Here is a 16,643-nt window from a genome sequence, read left to right as displayed (position 1 = left end):
TCGGGTCTACCCACTGGTGCGTTTATATTTGTAGGCCGGATAAGGCGCAACCGCCATCCGGCATAGAATTGCTACATTACTTCTTCCGCTGGTACTTCTCGGGCAATTCCGGGACGGGACGTTTGTCATCAATCAGATGACGTACGGTCAGGATCGGATGACGCCAGAGCATTCTTGGCCCAGCCCAGCGCATAATCTGCTTCATCTCTTCACGTTTGGCGGGTTGATAACAGTGTACCGGGCACTGTTTGCAGGCCGGTTTTTCCTCACCAAATACGCACTTATCCAGACGCTTTTGCGCATAGGCAAACAACGCCTCGTAATGCCCCGGCTCGTCTGAGGCCTGCGGACACTGGCTCTCGTACAGCGAGATCATTCTCTGGATCGTCATTTTTTCACGTGCAATACGTTTGCCGGACATGGTGCCTCCCAATTAAGTTGCATAAATAATACACCTTAACCATGCACAGGACTATTACCTGAAGGTGATACATCCTTAGCACCCTACGTAAATAAGAATTATTTTCATTTGTTTATGCCTTGTGCTATATAACATAGCAAAGGCTATATTCGTTGATAAATTAACCACTTTGTTGTGAGGGATACTATGCCGCAGTTGCCCCATCTGAAGTCATTTCTCCTTGCTGGCGCGTTAACGGCGCTGACGTTGTCGCCTGCCTGGGCGCAAGAAAAGTTCAAAGTGATAACCACTTTTACGGTGATTGCGGATATGGCAAGTAACGTGGCAGGTGACGCCGCGGACGTCAGTTCCATCACCAAACCTGGGGCAGAAATTCATGAATATCAACCCACGCCGGGCGATATCAAGCGGGCGCAAGGCGCACAGCTTATCCTTTCGAACGGACTCAATCTCGAGCTGTGGTTTGCCCGTTTCTACCAGCATTTATCCGGCGTGCCGGAGGTAATGGTATCCAACGGTGTGCAGCCAATGGGTATCAGCGAAGGGCCGTACAACGGCAAACCGAATCCGCACGCCTGGATGTCGGCAGAGAACGCGCTTATCTACGTGGATAATATTCGCGATGCGCTGATGAAATACGATCCGCAGAATGCCGCGATCTACCAGAAAAATGCGCAGAGCTATAAAGCCAAAATCCAGCAGACCCTGGCGCCACTACATGCAGAACTGGCGAAGCTCCCTGCCGATAAACGCTGGCTGGTCACCAGTGAAGGCGCGTTTTCTTATCTGGCACGCGATAACGGCCTGAAAGAGTTGTATCTGTGGCCGATCAACGCCGATCAGCAGGGCACCCCCAAACAGGTACGCAAAGTGATCGATGCGATCAGAGCGCATCATATCCCAACGGTATTTAGCGAAAGCACTGTCTCCGACAAGCCTGCGCGTCAGGTCGCCCGTGAATCCGGCGCGCATTACGGCGGTGTGCTGTATGTCGATTCGCTCAGCGCTGCTGATGGCCCGGTACCGACCTATCTGGATTTACTGCGCGTCACAACACAAACCATTGTTAACGGCATCAACGAAGGTCTGGAGAGCCAACCATGAGTCACTCTGCGATTACCGTAAATCAGGTTACGGTGACGTATCGCAACGGTCACACCGCATTGCGGGACGCCACTTTTCAGGTTCCGGGTGGTTCGATTGCCGCCCTGGTCGGCGTAAACGGTTCGGGAAAATCAACGCTTTTTAAAGCGCTGATGGGTTTTGTTCGCCTGGCGCAGGGGGAAATATCTATTCTGCAACAGCCGGTTAATCAGGCGCTGAAACAGAATCTGATTGCCTATGTTCCTCAGTCGGAAGAGGTGGACTGGTCGTTTCCGGTACTGGTGGAAGATGTGGTAATGATGGGTCGCTTTGGCCACATGGGCTGGCTGCGTCGGCCAAAACAGATCGACCGCGCCTGTGTTGATGCTGCGCTGGCACGAGTCGATATGCTGGACTATCGCCATCGCCAGATAGGTGAACTGTCCGGCGGGCAGAAAAAACGCGTTTTTCTGGCGAGGGCTATTGCCCAGGATGGACAGGTGATTTTGCTGGATGAACCCTTCACCGGCGTGGATGTGAAAACCGAGGCGCGCATCATCGACCTGCTACGCGAACTGCGCGATGAGGGGCGGACCGTGCTGGTCTCTACCCATAATCTGGGGTCCGTTACCGAGTTTTGTGATTACACGGTAATGATTAAAGGTACGGTGCTGGCAAGTGGCCCGACCGAAACCACCTTTACGACTGAGAATCTCGAGCAGGCATTCAGCGGCGTTCTGCGTCATGTGGCGCTGAGCGGCGGTGAGCAACATGTGATTACCGATGATGAACGCCCGTTTATTTCGCGACGTGCGGCCAACGAGGGGGAATAATCATGAACTGGCTGACAGAACCGTTTGGTTACCAGTACATGCTCAACGCGATGTGGGTCTCGGCGATGGTCGGCGGCCTGTGTGCGTTTCTCTCCTGCTATCTGATGCTCAAAGGCTGGTCGCTGATTGGCGACGCGCTGTCGCACTCTATCGTTCCGGGCGTTGCTGGCGCTTATATGTTAGGGCTTCCCTTCGCGCTTGGCGCTTTTCTTTCCGGTGGACTGGCAGCGGGCAGCATGCTGTTTCTCAATCAGCGCTCGCGCCTGAAGGAAGATGCGATTATCGGACTGATTTTTTCCTCTTTTTTCGGTATCGGGCTGTTTATGGTGTCGCTCAATCCGATGTCGGTCAACATCCAGACCATTATTCTGGGAAACGTGCTGGCGATTGCACCGGAAGATATTGTGCAACTGACCATCATCGGCGTCATCTCGCTGACTATGCTGTTGTTGAAGTGGAAAGATCTGATGGTGGTTTTTTTTGATGAAAACCACGCGCGCTCCATCGGTCTGAATCCTGGCTGGCTAAAGCTATTATTTTTTACGCTGCTCTCCGTTTCCACGGTTGCCGCTCTGCAAACCGTCGGCGCATTTCTGGTGATTTGTCTGGTGGTCACACCCGGCGCCACCGCCTGGCTGCTGACGGATCGTTTTCCACGTCTACTCACTATCGCCGTAGCTATCGGCAGCCTGACCAGCTTTTTTGGCGCCTGGCTGAGCTACTGGCTGGACGGCGCAACCGGCGGAATTATTGTGGTTCTACAAACGCTGCTGTTCCTGCTGGCGTTTGTCTTTGCGCCAAAACACGGTCTGCTGGCGAATCGCCGTCGTGCCCGTCAGGTAAACAAGGAGTCCGTATGAGCTTAACGACGCTGCTGGAACCCTTTCAGTTTAGCTTTATGGTCAATGCGCTGGTCATCTCCACCATTGTCGCCATCCCCTGTGCGCTGTTGTCGGTGTTTTTGGTGCTTAAAGGCTGGGCGCTGATGGGCGATGCCATGAGCCACGCGGTTTTCCCCGGCATTGTGCTGGCGTGGATTGCAGGTATTCCACTGGCGATTGGCGCGTTTATCGCCGGACTGTTTTGCGCGGTGGCGACGGGCTATCTCGACGACAATAGCCGAATTAAGCGTGACACCCTGATGGGGATCGTCTTTTCCGGTATGTTTGGCGCGGGCCTGGTGCTGTACGTTTCGATCCAGTCGGAGGTCCATCTCGATCATATTCTGTTTGGCGATATGCTGGGCGTATCGTTTAGCGATATTGTGCAAACCTCCGTTATCACGCTGGGGATTGCGCTTATCATCGGGCTAAAGTGGAAAGATCTGCTACTGCACGCATTCGATCCGCATCAGGCAAAGGCCAGCGGTCTTAACACGACGCTGCTGCATTATGGTCTGTTGTGTATGATTGCCCTGACGATCGTCGCCACGCTGAAATCGGTAGGCATTATTTTGTCGATTTCCTTACTAATTGCCCCGGGCGCCATCGCGATATTAATGACACGGAAATTTTTCCATGCCTTGTGGCTGGCAGTGGTTATCTCAGTCGTTACCTCGTTTATGGGCGTGTATCTGTCATTTTTCATCGACAGCGCACCAGCCCCCACCATCGTCGTACTATTTTCTCTGCTGTTTGTGATTACTTTTATTTATTCCAGTCTACGCGATCGCCGTTTCGAGAAACAGCTGCTGCGGCATGATATATAAATAATACTTAATAGTATGCCCGTTAATATTATGGCATCGACAGATACCCCAGAGATGAATATAGCCTCCCGCAGGAGGCTATATTCATAATCAACAACATAGTGATAATACGATTTAATAAACGGATCCGCGGTTCAATTGAGGCATTATCAAGCCACTCATCGGCACTGTGAAAACCTGCACCGACAGACCCCTGCCCGTTCAACCAGAGCCATCAGGCGTTATGTCTCTTACTCGCCGCCATCGCGGGTTTATGAATTACGCGGGTCAACGTGGTGGTCACACCATCAAGGAAACCTTGCTGACACAGCGACTGTAGCGACTTGTGCGCGCGGTCATACTCTTCATATTCCCCAAAACGCACATCCAGTTGCGCATGTAGCTCTGCAGCGACGACGTTCACCACGCTTCTCCCCTGCACTACACCCATATTAAGGGTGGTTCCACGGGTCATATCAGTCAATGCGTTAATTGCCTGCACACTGTTAGCAAAAGCAGTAATGGCAGAACGCTCTTTTTCAGGTTCATTCCCGTCATGCGCCGCCACGCCGTCAAAAGTCAATTGATAGCCACCGATCCCTTTTCGCGCTTTCACCAGCGAACCGTCACCCCGGGCAGAGCCCATAACCCCGGATACCGTTATAGAGGATCTGTTGCCTGGGGCACCGCGTCAATCTTTGTTCACCACCGCAGAAATAATCATGGTGACGCTGACTCTTATAATTTGTGCGCTTATATTATACCCATGGCAGGCCATGCGATGATTATTTTGCGCTAAATAGCAAGACGTATCTGATTACCAAAGAAGGGATCCCCTACCTGTACTGCCAGAATTATGCGTTGCCGCAAAATGAATAATTAGTAAGCGTTCTGGTGGCTCAACCTACGAGGGAATGCCAGAGGATGAATTTATGGTTCTCCCCTCTCCAGAATACATTGTCATCGTCTGAGTCGCCCCGGAGCGGAATCTGGATCGAGAAGTCATCCTTCCCCGCTTTCCCTGAAAAGCATATCTCCGTTATCATGTGCCTCTTATGTGATAACAACGAAAACAAGAATATCGCAATCCATTGAAAATCAGGGAACTGGACACAACTCCATGAGTACAATCGATAATCTCGACGCCCACACCCCCATGATGCAGCAGTATCTCAAGCTGAAAGCTCAGCACCCGGAAATACTGCTGTTTTACCGCATGGGCGACTTTTATGAACTGTTTTATGACGATGCGAAACGCGCGTCTCAGCTGCTTGATATCTCCCTGACTAAGCGCGGCGCATCCGCAGGCGAGCCCATCCCAATGGCGGGTATTCCCCACCATGCGGTAGAAAACTACCTTGCCAAGCTGGTCAATCAAGGGGAATCCGTCGCTATTTGCGAACAGATTGGTGATCCGGCCACCAGCAAAGGACCGGTGGAGCGTAAAGTTGTGCGCATCGTTACGCCCGGCACCATCAGTGATGAAGCGCTGTTACAGGAGCGCCAGGACAACCTGCTGGCCGCCGTCTGGCAGGACAGCAAAGGCTACGGCTATGCCACGCTGGACATCAGCTCCGGGCGTTTTCGCGTTAGCGAGCCTGCCGACCGCGAGACCATGGCCGCCGAACTGCAGCGAACTAACCCGGCTGAACTGCTGTATGCCGAAGATTTTGCAGAAACCTCACTGATTGAAGGACGTCGCGGCCTGCGCCGTCGTCCACTGTGGGAATTTGAAATTGATACTGCCCGTCAGCAGTTAAATCTGCAGTTTGGCACACGAGACCTGATTGGCTTTGGCGTTGAGAACGCCCCGCGCGGATTATGCGCTGCTGGCTGTCTGCTGCAATATGTGAAAGATACCCAGCGTACCTCACTGCCGCATATTCGTTCCATCACCATGGAGCGTCAGCAGGACAGCATCATTATGGATGCCGCCACCCGCCGCAATCTGGAGATCACCCAGAACCTGGCTGGCGGCGTTGAAAACACATTGGCTTCGGTACTCGACTGCACCGTAACACCGATGGGCAGCCGTATGCTCAAGCGCTGGCTGCATATGCCGGTCCGCGACACCAAAATCCTCACTGAACGCCAACAAACCATCGGCGCACTACAGGATATCACCAGCGAATTGCAACCCGTGCTGCGTCAGGTGGGCGATCTGGAACGCATTCTGGCGCGTCTCGCTCTGCGTACCGCGCGCCCGCGCGATCTGGCCCGCATGCGCCACGCTTTCCAGCAACTCCCAGAACTACGCGCGCAACTGGAAAACGTAGACAGCGCCCCGGTGCAGATGCTGCGTGAGAAAATGGGGGAGTTTGCGGAGCTGCGTGAACTGCTGGAACGCGCCGTCGTGGAAGCTCCGCCGGTGCTGGTACGCGACGGCGGCGTCATCGCGTCTGGCTATAACGAAGAGCTGGACGAGTGGCGAGCGCTGGCCGATGGTGCAACTGACTACCTCGACAGACTGGAGATCCGCGAGCGCGAACGCACGGGTCTTGATACGCTGAAAGTCGGATTCAACGCCGTTCACGGATACTACATTCAGATCAGTCGTGGACAGAGCCATCTGGCGCCAATTAATTACGTGCGTCGCCAGACGTTGAAAAACGCTGAACGCTACATTATTCCAGAACTGAAAGAGTATGAAGACAAAGTTCTGACGTCCAAAGGTAAGGCGCTGGCACTGGAAAAACAGCTATACGACGAGCTGTTCGATATGCTGCTGCCGCATCTGGCTGATTTACAACAGAGCGCCAGCGCGCTGGCTGAACTGGACGTCCTGGTCAACCTCGCAGAACGTGCTTATACGTTGAATTACACCTGTCCGATCTTCACCGATAAACCCGGTATTCGTATTACCGAGGGTCGTCACCCGGTGGTGGAGCAGGTACTGACAGAGCCGTTTATCGCCAACCCGCTCAACCTTTCCCCACAGCGCCGGATGCTGATCATCACCGGGCCGAACATGGGGGGGAAAAGTACCTATATGCGCCAGACCGCATTGATTGCGCTGCTGGCGTATATCGGCAGCTATGTCCCGGCACAAAAAGTCGAGATTGGGCCTATCGACCGTATATTTACCCGCGTTGGCGCGGCGGATGATCTGGCCTCAGGTCGTTCCACCTTCATGGTTGAGATGACCGAAACCGCCAACATTCTGCATAACGCTACCGAAAACAGCCTGGTGCTGATGGATGAGATTGGACGCGGCACTTCAACCTACGACGGTCTGTCGCTGGCATGGGCGTGCGCAGAAAACCTGGCGAATAAAATCAAAGCATTAACATTGTTCGCCACCCACTACTTCGAACTGACTCAGTTACCGGAGAAGATGGAAGGCGTCGCGAATGTACATCTGGACGCGTTAGAGCATGGCGATACCATCGCCTTTATGCACAGCGTACAGGATGGCGCGGCGAGCAAGAGCTATGGCCTGGCGGTAGCAGCCCTGGCAGGTGTGCCGAAAGAGGTCATAAAACGTGCGCGGCAAAAACTGCGCGAACTGGAAAGCATCGCGCCGAATGTTGCCGCAACCCAGGTCGATGGTACACAGATGTCGCTGCTTTCGGTTGCGGAAGAAACATCTCCCGCCGTTGAAGCGCTGGAAAATCTCGACCCGGATTCACTCACGCCTCGCCAGGCGCTGGAATGGATCTATCGGTTAAAAAGTCTGGTGTAACGCCGTTGTGCCGGGTATGGCTTCGCCGCACCCGGCATTTTTTGATTAACGCTTATCTTCCGCCAGCAGCGGCGGGATACTTGGCACCATTGGCGCATCGTCGATATCTTTCTGCGTCATGCGAAACGCTTGCGGATAATGCTCGCGGCTGGTACGGCGTAGCGGCTCGGTATTACGCCAGGTGTACAGACAATGCTGGCACTGATATACGGTCCAGACACCTTTTACTGGCGAGTTCGCCATCACTTCAATATGTTCATCGGCACAACGTGGACAAATCATCTGCTACTCCTTATTTACGGTTGGCCAGCATGGCGGTCAGCTTTTCAGCCCAGGCTTTTGTTTCCGGTAAATCACATACCGGCTGGCTGTAATGACCTCGGTTATCCGGTGCAACCGGTGTCGTGGCATCGATGATGAGCTTGTCGGTAATCCCCGCCGGACTGGAACCGGGATCAAGTTCCAGCACCGACATATTCGGCAGTTGCACCAGATCGCCCGCCGGATTGACCTTCGAGGAGAGCGCCCACATCACCTGCGGCAGGTTGAACGGGTCAACGTCTTCATCAACCATAATCACCATCTTCACGTAACCCAGGCCGTGCGGCGTGGTCATAGCACGCAGCCCCACCGCGCGGGCAAAGCCGCCGTAGCGTTTTTTGGTGGAAATAATCGCCAGCAGTCCGTGGGTGTACATGGCGTTCACCGCCTGCACTTCCGGGAATTCGGCTTTCAATTGTTGATAAAGCGGTACGCAGGTCGCCGGGCCCATCAGGTAGTCGATTTCGGTCCACGGCATACCGAGATAGAGTGATTCAAAAATCGGTTTGCTGCGATAAGAGACTTTATCGATACGCACCACGGTCATATTGCGTCCACCGGAATAGTGGCCAGTAAACTCGCCAAACGGACCTTCGATTTCGCGTTTACGGCTTTCAATGACCCCTTCGAGGATCACTTCAGAGCCCCACGGTACGTCAAAACCGGTGAGCGGCGCGGTAGCGATCGGGTACGGGCTTTCACGCAGCGCTCCCGCCATCTCGTATTCAGACTGATCGTATTTCAGCGGCGTGGCGCCCATCAAAGTGATGATAGGATCATTACCCAGCGTGATGGCAATCGGCAAATCTTCACCGCGCTCTTCCGCTTTATGCAGGTGCAGCGCGATATCATGCATTGGCACCGGTTGCAGACCGAGCTTACGTTTGCCCTTCACTTCCATGCGGTAGATGCCGACGTTCTGTTTGCCGAAGTTGTCCCGATCCAGCGGATCGCGCGACACCACGCAGGCTTTATCCAGGTAGAAACCGCCGTCGCCATCGTTCAGGCGAAACAGCGGCAGAATGTCGAAAAGATTAATGTCTTCGCCGTCGACGGTATTTTCAGCCCATGCCGGGTTCGCACGACGTTCCGGGGCAACCGGAAATTTATCCCAGCGACGGATAAACTCATCAATCTGTTTTTTCACCGGGGTATTTGGTGGCAGACCTAAAGAGATGGCGTGATTCTGCCATGAACCGATAGTGTTCATCGCCACGCGGGCATCGGTAAAACCGCGAATATTGTCAAACCACAGCGCAGGCGCGCCATCACCAATACGCCCGGTCGCATTGGCCGCCGCCGCCAGATCCGGCTCGGCGTTAACTTCCTCACTGATTTTCAGCAGTTGTCCCTGGTCGTCCAGCGCCTGCAAAAAGCTGCGCAAATCATCAAATGCCATTATTCGTTCTCCTGTGCAAAATTCTGCGCCTGTCGTAATCCCTGCCAACGACGGGCGTTAGGGTGTTCAAGCCCAAACTGGTCGAGCACGCGCGCGACAATGTGCTGGGTGATGTCATCGACCGTTTGCGGATGGTTGTAAAACGCGGGCATTGGCGGGACCATCGCCACGCCCATGCGGGAAAGCGCGAGCATGTTTTCCAGATGGATGGTGCTGAGCGGCATTTCACGCGGCACCAGCACCAGTTTGCGCCCTTCTTTCAGCACCACGTCTGCGGCGCGCCCCACCAGCCCTTCCGCGTAACCTGCGCGAATACCGGCCAGCGTTTTCATGCTGCAGGGGATAATGATCATGCCGTCAGTACGAAACGATCCGGAGGAGATGGTCGCGGCCTGGTCCGCGGGATTGTGGCAATAGTCTGCCAGTGCGGATACATCGCGGACGCTGTACGGCGTTTCCAGCTCAATGGTCGTTTTTGCCCATTTCGACAGCACCAGATGGGTTTCCACCCCCGGCATTTCCCGCAGCGCCTGTAGTAGCGACACGCCGAGCGGTGCGCCAGTAGCCCCCGTCATTCCTACGATCAGTCTCATTCAACCCCTCAATTTGTTCGTGTACGAACGTTTTGATTAAAATACTCCCACAATTCATTGTGGGCAAGGCCACCGCGCACGGATAGCTAAAACAGCGATGGTTAAAAAAGGAGGCGTAACCCGCTATGATAGAGACTGACCGATATCCCGGAGCTCTCATGCCGTTACGCAATAAAGCATTTCATCTTTTACGTCAGCTTTTTCAGCAGCATACGGCTCGCTGGCAACATGAGTTACCAGAGCTAACCAAACCGCAGTACGCGGTGATGCGCGCCATTGCCGAACAGCCCGGCATTGAACAGGTCGCCCTGATGGAGGCAGCGGTCTGCACCAAAGCCACACTTGCGGAAATGCTGAGCCGGATGGAAAAGCGTGGGCTGGTCAGGCGGGATCACGACCCGGCGGATAAGCGTCGGCGGTTTGTTTATTTGACTGCGCAAGGAGAAGCATTATTGGCCAGCGCAACCCCGGTAGGAGATCGCGTGGATGATGAGTTTCTGGGCAGACTGAGCGAGGAAGAGCGCAAACAGTTTACTCAACTGGTGCGTAAGATGATGGGATAATCGTTCGGATGGCGGTTTTGGGTGATGTCTTTGTAGGCCCGATAAGCAAAGCGCCATCGGACAATATGTGCCGACCAATAAGCGGTAGCGCTAAAGAAAAAGGCCAGTCTCGATGAGACTGGCCTTTCTTGATGGAACTTGTGCTTACTCGCGGAACAGCGCTTCGATATTCAGCCCCTGAGTCTGCAGAATTTCGCGCAGACGACGCAGGCCTTCAACCTGAATCTGACGAACACGTTCACGCGTAAGACCGATTTCGCGGCCCACATCTTCCAGTGTCGCAGCTTCATACCCCAGCAGACCGAAACGACGTGCCAGCACCTCACGCTGTTTGGCGTTCAGTTCGAACAGCCATTTGACGATGCTCTGTTTCATATCATCGTCTTGCGTGGTGTCTTCCGGGCCGTTTTCTTTTTCATCGGCCAGGATGTCCAGCAACGCTTTTTCGGAATCGCCACCCAGCGGGGTGTCTACCGAGGTAATGCGCTCGTTGAGTCGGAGCATACGGCTGACGTCATCAACCGGTTTATCCAGTTGTTCAGCAATCTCTTCTGCGCTCGGTTCGTGGTCCAGTTTATGCGACAACTCACGCGCGGTACGCAGATAGACGTTCAGCTCTTTTACAATGTGAATCGGCAGTCGGATCGTACGGGTTTGGTTCATAATAGCCCGTTCGATCGTCTGACGGATCCACCACGTTGCGTATGTTGAGAAGCGGAACCCGCGTTCCGGGTCAAACTTCTCGACGGCACGGATAAGCCCCAGATTGCCCTCTTCAATCAGGTCCAGCAATGCCAGACCGCGATTGCCATAACGGCGAGCAATTTTCACCACCAGACGCAGGTTACTTTCAATCATGCGGCGGCGAGAGGCGACATCTCCACGCAGTGCGCGACGCGCAAAATAAACTTCTTCTTCGGCTGTTAACAGTGGTGAATAACCAATCTCACCAAGGTAAAGCTGAGTCGCGTCCAACACACGCTGTGTGGCCCCCTGCGATAACAGCTCTTCTTCAGCCAGGTCGTTATCACTGGGTTCCTCTTCACTCAAGGCTTTCTCATCAAAAGCCTCTACTCCGTTCTCATCAAATTCCGCATCTTCATTTAAATCATGAACTTTCAGCGTATTCTGACTCATAAAGGTGGCTCCTACCCGTGATCCCTAACGGAACTAGCAAGTGAAAGCCTGGTTCCGCCGAATTATCGCTGCGGCAAGTAACGCAGCGGGTTTACGGATTTCCCCTTGTAACGAATTTCAAAATGCAAGCGTGTTGAACTGGTTCCGGTACTACCCATGGTAGCTATTTTCTGCCCCGCCTTGATTTCTTGTTGTTCCCGGACCAGCATTGTATCGTTATGGGCGTAGGCGCTCAGGTAATCATCGTTATGTTTGATGATAATAAGATTACCGTAACCACGCAGCGCGTTACCGGCATAAACGACGCGTCCATCTGCGGTCGCGACAATAGCCTGTCCTTTGCTGCCTGCAATGTCGATCCCTTTATTGCCACCTTCGGTAGCCGCAAAGTTTTCGATCACTTTGCCGTCAGTTGGCCAGCGCCAGGTAGAGATTGGCGCGCTGGTCGACGTTGAGCTTGCAGTTGTTTCGGTTGTGCTAACTGCTGGAGCCGTTACTGGCGCTGTGACAACTGTCCCAGCAGGCTTGTTGTTCGGCAACATTTTGTTAGCACTTTGTTCACCTGAATCCTCAGAATACGTAATTGTTGGTTTCGAAGCAACAGCAACGGTGGAATTTTGTGCAGGGTTGGTCACAACTCCTTGCTGTGCTGCATCCGCCTGGGTGATGGCATTCCCACCGGTAATCGGTGTACCCGAGGCGTTGCCCACTTGCAGAGTTTGGCCGACATTCAGGCTATACGGGGCCGGAACGTTATTGCGCTGTGCGAGGTCACGGAAATCGTTCCCGGTAATCCAGGCAATATAGAAAAGCGTGTCGCCTTTCTTGACAGTATAGGTGCTGCCGCCCGTGTAGCTACCTTTCGGAATATTCCCATACTTACGGTTGTACACGATACGACCGTTTTCCATCTGTACAGGCTGTTCTGCAACAGGTTGAATTTGCGCTGGTTGCGTAGTCGGAGTCTGCACCGGTTGGATCTGTGGCGTCTGTTGTACTGTCGACGTCGAGCCCATTTTTGGCGGAGGCGTAATCAGCATGCCGGAACTGGTGTTCGTGGATGCACCGCCGTCAACCGAGCTGACCGGCGCTGGTGGATTCGAGGTGTTTGAACAACCTGCCAGCCATAATGAAACCAGTGACAATGCCGCAATACGGCGAATGGTAAATTTGTGGCTTCCCGCGCTCATTTATCCCCCAGGAAAATTTGGTTAAAACCCGTAACGTAATCACCGTGCAAAAGCATCGACACGATACGCTGACTAATTCCAGAATATCCAGGAAAACTCCAGGTATTCAGAGCCAGTGTCTACGCAAGCTCCCCTTTTACTAAGGGAACAAAACGTACGGCCTCCACGGTATCAATAATAAATTCGCCTCCCCGACGACGCACCCGCTTCAGGAACTGGTGCTCATCGCCCACGGGTAAGACGAGAATACCGCCTTCATCCAGCTGCATCATCAGCGCAGTTGGGATCTCCGGCGGAGCTGCCGTTACAATGATAGCGTCAAACGGGGCTCGCGCTTGCCAGCCCTGCCATCCATCACCGTGACGGGTAGAAACATTGTGTAAATCCAGCTGTTTCAGGCGACGACGCGCCTGCCATTGCAGGCCTTTAATACGCTCAACGGAGCATACATGCTGCACCAGATGCGCCAGAATCGCCGTCTGGTAGCCGGAGCCAGTGCCAATTTCCAGCACTCGCGATTGCGGTGTTAGCTCAAGCAGCTCAGTCATGCGTGCAACCATATAAGGCTGCGAAATCGTCTGCCCCTGACCAATCGGCAAGGCAATATTGTCCCAGGCCTTATGTTCAAACGCCTCATCAATGAATTTCTCACGCGGCACGGCGGCGAGTGCATCCAGGACATGCTCATCTCGGATGCCCTGCGCACGTAATTGTTCAAGAAGAGTATGTACGCGTCTGCTTACCATTGCGTGTCGACTCCCACGCTGTCCAACCAGCTCGAAACCACCTCATGCGCGCCGTAGGCGGTTAAATCGACATGCAGCGGCGTGATGGAAACATAGCCTTCATCGACGGCGGCAAAATCGGTATCCGGCCCGGCGTCGCATTTTTCCCCCGGCGGCCCAATCCAGTACAACGTATTTCCGCGCGGATCCTGCTGTGGAATAACCTGATCCGCCGGATGGCGGCTGCCGCAGCGGGTGACGCGGATGCCTTTAATCTGATCCAGCGGTAGATCCGGAACGTTGATATTTAAAATACGCCCGGTGCGCAGCGGTTCACGACTCAGCGCCCGTAAGATACGACAGGTTACTGCCGCAGCAGTATCGTAGTGCTTATGGCCATCAAGCGAGACAGCCAGCGCAGGGAACCCAAGGTGACGACCTTCCATTGCCGCCGCAACGGTACCGGAATAGATGACATCATCCCCGAGATTAGGACCTGCGTTAATACCAGAAACGACAATGTCCGGACGCGGACGCATTAACGCGTTCACGCCCAGATAGACGCAGTCGGTGGGCGTACCCATTTGTACGGCGATATCGCCGTTATCATAGGTAAACGTGCGAAGTGAAGATTCCAGCGTCAGCGAGTTAGACGCGCCACTGCGGTTACGATCCGGGGCAACCACCTGTACGTCAGCAAACTCACGCAGCGCTTTCGCCAGCGTTTGTATACCGGGTGCATGGACCCCATCATCGTTACTCAGCAATATACGCATAATCACCCATTGTGTTAATAAGTTCCCTTACTACACTGGTGGCGAAGCTACCTGCCGGTAGCCAGAAGCGTAACTCAACGGTTACGTCATCCCACCAGTTCCAGCTTAATTGTTGTGGATACAGCAACATAGCGCGTCGCGATGCCTCGACTTTCTCGCGCAATAGCAGAGACTGCAGCACGGTTTCATCCGCAACAGCGCTTTCTTCAAACACCAGCGCGTCGCGCTGAGTTCCCCACTCACCGCTACCCGGTAATGCCGCTGTAATCATCAATTCTTTGTCATCGACGCGACGCTGTAATTCAGTCTGTTCTTCCTGCGTGGCGACAAACCAGCTTCCGCGTCCCGACAATTGTAGCGCATCGCCGTCAACAACTTGATTAAAGTCTGTTTTTTTCAAGCGTTCACTGACGATCTGATTAAACAACGCGCTACGGGCCGCCGACAACCAAAAACTGCGTTTATTGCGATCGCGCACCGGCGCATCGCTTTGCGCCCAGCGCAGCGCCCCTTGCAGGTTGCTGCCGCCGATCCCAAAACGCTGAGCGCCAAAATAGTTCGGTACGCCGCGCTCGCTAATCGCCTGTAATCGCGCTTCAACATCATTTCGCTCGCTCACTTCACGCAACACCAGTGTAAATTCGTTGCCTTTCAGCGCCCCTAAACGCAGCTTACGCTTGTGGCGCGCGTACTCCAGCACTTTACAGCCTTCGAGCTCAAATTTGCTTAAATCAGGCATTACATTACCCGGCACGCGCGCGCACAGCCACTGTTCCGTGACCGCATGCTTATCTTTTTGCCCGGCAAAGCTCACTTCACGGGCGTGAATTTTCAGGAACTTCGCCAGCGCGTCAGCGACAAAACGGGTATTGCAGCCGTTTTTCAGGATGCGCACCAAAATGTGCTCGCCTTCGCCATCCGGTTCGAAGCCTAAATCTTCGACGACGACAAAGTCTTCCGGATTGGCTTTCAGGACGCCATGGCCCAGTGGTTTACCATGAAGATATGTCAGATTCTCAAACGCAGTCATTTCGTTGCCTTAATGAGTAACGCCACCGCTTCACAGGCAATCCCTTCCCCACGCCCGGTGAAACCGAGTTTTTCCGTGGTGGTCGCTTTCACGTTAACATCATCCATATGGCAGCCAAGATCTTCGGCAATAAATACGCGCATTTGCGGAATGTGCGGCAGCATCTTCGGCGCCTGAGCAATAATCGTCACATCCACATTACCAAGCGTATAGCCTTTCGCCTGAATACGCCGCCAGGCTTCACGCAATAATTCGCGGCTATCTGCACCTTTAAAGGCCGGGTCGGTATCCGGGAAGAGTTTACCGATGTCACCCAGCGCCGCCGCGCCCAGCAAGGCATCGGTTAGCGCATGTAACGCCACATCACCATCAGAATGCGCCAGCAGTCCTTTTTCATACGGGATGCGCACGCCGCCAATGATAATTGGGCCAACGCCGCCAAAAGCGTGTACGTCAAAACCGTGTCCGATTCGCATTATGCATTCTCCAAATGGATTGTTCGGGAGAGATAAAACTCCGCCAGCGCCAGGTCTTCCGGGCGGGTGACTTTGATGTTGTCAGCGCGTCCTTCGACCAGTTGCGGATGAAAGCCGCAATATTCCAGCGCCGAAGCTTCGTCCGTAATGGTTGCGCCTTCGTTGAGCGCACGGGTCAGGCAGTCGTGCAACAGCTCGCGAGGGAAAAACTGCGGCGTTAACGCATGCCATAAATCGGTACGATCGACCGTATGGGCAATGTCTGTACGGCCCGGTTCAGCGCGTTTCATCGTATCGCGTACGGGTGCCGCCAGGATCCCGCCAGTGCGGCTGGTTTCACTGATTGCCAGCAAACGTGCTAAGTCATCCTGATGCAGACACGGACGCGCGGCGTCATGCACCAGCACCCAACGCGCATCTCCTGCGGCTTGCAAACCGGCAAGGACAGAATCGGCACGTTCGTTGCCGCCATCCACTACGGTAATTTGCGGATGCGCGGCAAGTGGAAGTTGGGCAAAGCGGCTGTCGCCTGGGCTGATAGCGATGACGACTCGCGTCACCCGGGGATGGGCCAGTAGCGCATCAACCGAGTGTTCAAGAATGGTTTTATTGCCAATTGAGAGGTACTGCTTAGGACACTCTGTTTGCATTCGGCGGCCAAATCCGGCAGCCGGCACCACGGCGCAAACGTCCAATAAAGTGGCTGCCATGTTAGATCCCTGGACGA

The 16,643-nt window shown here is 54.0% G+C and carries 17 protein-coding genes and 1 pseudogene; 6 read left to right on the top strand and 12 right to left on the bottom strand.

Annotation, left to right across the window (positions count from 1 at the left end; all coding sequences use genetic code 11):
• Nucleotides 1-76: 76 nt before the first annotated feature.
• Nucleotides 77-421, bottom strand: coding sequence for a nitrous oxide-stimulated promoter family protein (locus ICA20_RS05375; RefSeq protein ID WP_038633115.1), 345 nt, complete (start codon nucleotides 419-421; stop codon nucleotides 77-79).
• Between the two features lie 186 nt (nucleotides 422-607).
• Here ICA20_RS05375 and ICA20_RS05370 point away from each other — a divergent pair, with 186 nt between their 5' ends.
• Genes ICA20_RS05370 through sitD form a run of 4 tightly spaced genes read left to right on the top strand, consistent with a single transcriptional unit; the run spans nucleotide 608 to nucleotide 4,045 of the window.
• Nucleotides 608-1,525 carry a metal ABC transporter substrate-binding protein gene (locus ICA20_RS05370; protein WP_038633117.1) on the top strand — a complete coding sequence of 306 codons (918 nt, stop codon included), beginning with the start codon at nucleotides 608-610 and terminating at the stop codon, nucleotides 1,523-1,525.
• Nucleotides 1,522-2,337 carry an iron/manganese ABC transporter ATP-binding protein SitB gene (gene sitB / locus ICA20_RS05365; RefSeq protein ID WP_038633120.1) on the top strand — a complete coding sequence of 272 codons (816 nt, stop codon included), beginning with the start codon at nucleotides 1,522-1,524 and terminating at the stop codon, nucleotides 2,335-2,337. Before ICA20_RS05370 ends, sitB begins: the two co-directional genes overlap by 4 nt.
• Nucleotides 2,338-2,339: 2 nt before the next feature.
• Nucleotides 2,340-3,197 (top strand): iron/manganese ABC transporter permease subunit SitC, encoded by an 858-nt coding sequence (sitC, locus tag ICA20_RS05360; protein WP_038633122.1) that lies wholly within the window; start codon nucleotides 2,340-2,342, stop codon nucleotides 3,195-3,197.
• Nucleotides 3,194-4,045 (top strand): iron/manganese ABC transporter permease subunit SitD, encoded by an 852-nt coding sequence (gene sitD, locus ICA20_RS05355; RefSeq protein ID WP_038633125.1) that lies wholly within the window; start codon nucleotides 3,194-3,196, stop codon nucleotides 4,043-4,045. Before sitC ends, sitD begins: the two co-directional genes overlap by 4 nt.
• Nucleotides 4,046-4,139: 94 nt before the next feature.
• On the opposite strand, the pseudogene ICA20_RS05350 reads toward sitD, so the two are convergent.
• Nucleotides 4,140-4,664: pseudogene (locus ICA20_RS05350) on the bottom strand (peptidase dimerization domain-containing protein); the annotation flags it as partial.
• A gap of 480 nt (nucleotides 4,665-5,144) precedes the next feature.
• On the opposite strand from ICA20_RS05350, the gene mutS reads away from it, so the two are divergent.
• Entirely contained in the window at nucleotides 5,145-7,706 is a 2,562-nt protein-coding gene (mutS, locus tag ICA20_RS05345; protein WP_038633127.1) for a DNA mismatch repair protein MutS, read from the top strand.
• A gap of 45 nt (nucleotides 7,707-7,751) precedes the next feature.
• Here the strand turns inward: mutS and ICA20_RS05340 are convergent, their stop codons facing one another.
• Genes ICA20_RS05340 through ICA20_RS05330 form a run of 3 tightly spaced genes read right to left on the bottom strand, consistent with a single transcriptional unit; the run spans nucleotide 7,752 to nucleotide 10,019 of the window.
• Nucleotides 7,752-7,988, bottom strand: a complete 237-nt coding sequence (locus tag ICA20_RS05340; protein ID WP_038633131.1) for a non-oxidative hydroxyarylic acid decarboxylases subunit D — start codon at nucleotides 7,986-7,988, stop codon at nucleotides 7,752-7,754.
• A 10-nt stretch (nucleotides 7,989-7,998) separates the two neighbouring features.
• Nucleotides 7,999-9,426 (bottom strand): non-oxidative hydroxyarylic acid decarboxylases subunit C, encoded by a 1,428-nt coding sequence (locus ICA20_RS05335; RefSeq protein ID WP_038633134.1) that lies wholly within the window; start codon nucleotides 9,424-9,426, stop codon nucleotides 7,999-8,001.
• The gene (locus tag ICA20_RS05330) at nucleotides 9,426-10,019 is read right to left on the bottom strand and encodes a non-oxidative hydroxyarylic acid decarboxylases subunit B (RefSeq protein WP_038633137.1); all 594 of its coding nucleotides are present in this window, start codon (nucleotides 10,017-10,019) and stop codon (nucleotides 9,426-9,428) included. The genes ICA20_RS05335 and ICA20_RS05330 overlap by 1 nt, the downstream gene beginning before the upstream one ends.
• A gap of 158 nt (nucleotides 10,020-10,177) precedes the next feature.
• Here ICA20_RS05330 and ICA20_RS05325 point away from each other — a divergent pair, with 158 nt between their 5' ends.
• Nucleotides 10,178-10,582, top strand: a complete 405-nt coding sequence (locus ICA20_RS05325) for a MarR family transcriptional regulator (protein ID WP_038633140.1) — start codon at nucleotides 10,178-10,180, stop codon at nucleotides 10,580-10,582.
• A 144-nt stretch (nucleotides 10,583-10,726) separates the two neighbouring features.
• Here ICA20_RS05325 and rpoS read toward each other — a convergent pair whose 3' ends face one another.
• From rpoS to ispD, 7 genes are all read right to left on the bottom strand, one after another.
• Nucleotides 10,727-11,719 carry an RNA polymerase sigma factor RpoS gene (gene rpoS / locus ICA20_RS05320; RefSeq protein ID WP_000081498.1) on the bottom strand — a complete coding sequence of 331 codons (993 nt, stop codon included), beginning with the start codon at nucleotides 11,717-11,719 and terminating at the stop codon, nucleotides 10,727-10,729.
• A 62-nt stretch (nucleotides 11,720-11,781) separates the two neighbouring features.
• Nucleotides 11,782-12,864 carry a murein hydrolase activator NlpD gene (gene nlpD, locus ICA20_RS05315; RefSeq protein WP_230592252.1) on the bottom strand — a complete coding sequence of 361 codons (1,083 nt, stop codon included), beginning with the start codon at nucleotides 12,862-12,864 and terminating at the stop codon, nucleotides 11,782-11,784.
• A gap of 164 nt (nucleotides 12,865-13,028) precedes the next feature.
• Nucleotides 13,029-13,655, bottom strand: a complete 627-nt coding sequence (gene pcm, locus ICA20_RS05310) for a protein-L-isoaspartate O-methyltransferase (RefSeq protein ID WP_038633150.1) — start codon at nucleotides 13,653-13,655, stop codon at nucleotides 13,029-13,031.
• Nucleotides 13,649-14,410 carry a 5'/3'-nucleotidase SurE gene (gene surE / locus ICA20_RS05305; RefSeq protein ID WP_038633152.1) on the bottom strand — a complete coding sequence of 254 codons (762 nt, stop codon included), beginning with the start codon at nucleotides 14,408-14,410 and terminating at the stop codon, nucleotides 13,649-13,651. The genes pcm and surE overlap by 7 nt, the downstream gene beginning before the upstream one ends.
• A complete protein-coding gene (gene truD, locus ICA20_RS05300) occupies nucleotides 14,391-15,440 on the bottom strand; it encodes a tRNA pseudouridine(13) synthase TruD (protein WP_038633155.1) in 1,050 nt (349 codons plus the stop codon). The genes surE and truD overlap by 20 nt, the downstream gene beginning before the upstream one ends.
• Complete coding sequence (gene ispF, locus ICA20_RS05295) at nucleotides 15,437-15,916, bottom strand: 2-C-methyl-D-erythritol 2,4-cyclodiphosphate synthase (RefSeq protein WP_003034167.1); 480 nt, start codon at nucleotides 15,914-15,916, stop codon at nucleotides 15,437-15,439. The genes truD and ispF overlap by 4 nt, the downstream gene beginning before the upstream one ends.
• Nucleotides 15,916-16,626 carry a 2-C-methyl-D-erythritol 4-phosphate cytidylyltransferase gene (gene ispD, locus ICA20_RS05290; protein ID WP_038633159.1) on the bottom strand — a complete coding sequence of 237 codons (711 nt, stop codon included), beginning with the start codon at nucleotides 16,624-16,626 and terminating at the stop codon, nucleotides 15,916-15,918. The genes ispF and ispD overlap by 1 nt, the downstream gene beginning before the upstream one ends.
• Between the last annotated feature and the right edge of the window lie 17 nt (nucleotides 16,627-16,643).

This window comes from Citrobacter sp. C5_2 (assembly GCF_014596845.2).
GTDB lineage: Bacteria > Pseudomonadota > Gammaproteobacteria > Enterobacterales > Enterobacteriaceae > Citrobacter > Citrobacter werkmanii.
The sequence above is the reverse complement of the archived record's forward strand: the minus strand, read 5'-3'. Positions and strand labels throughout refer to the sequence as shown.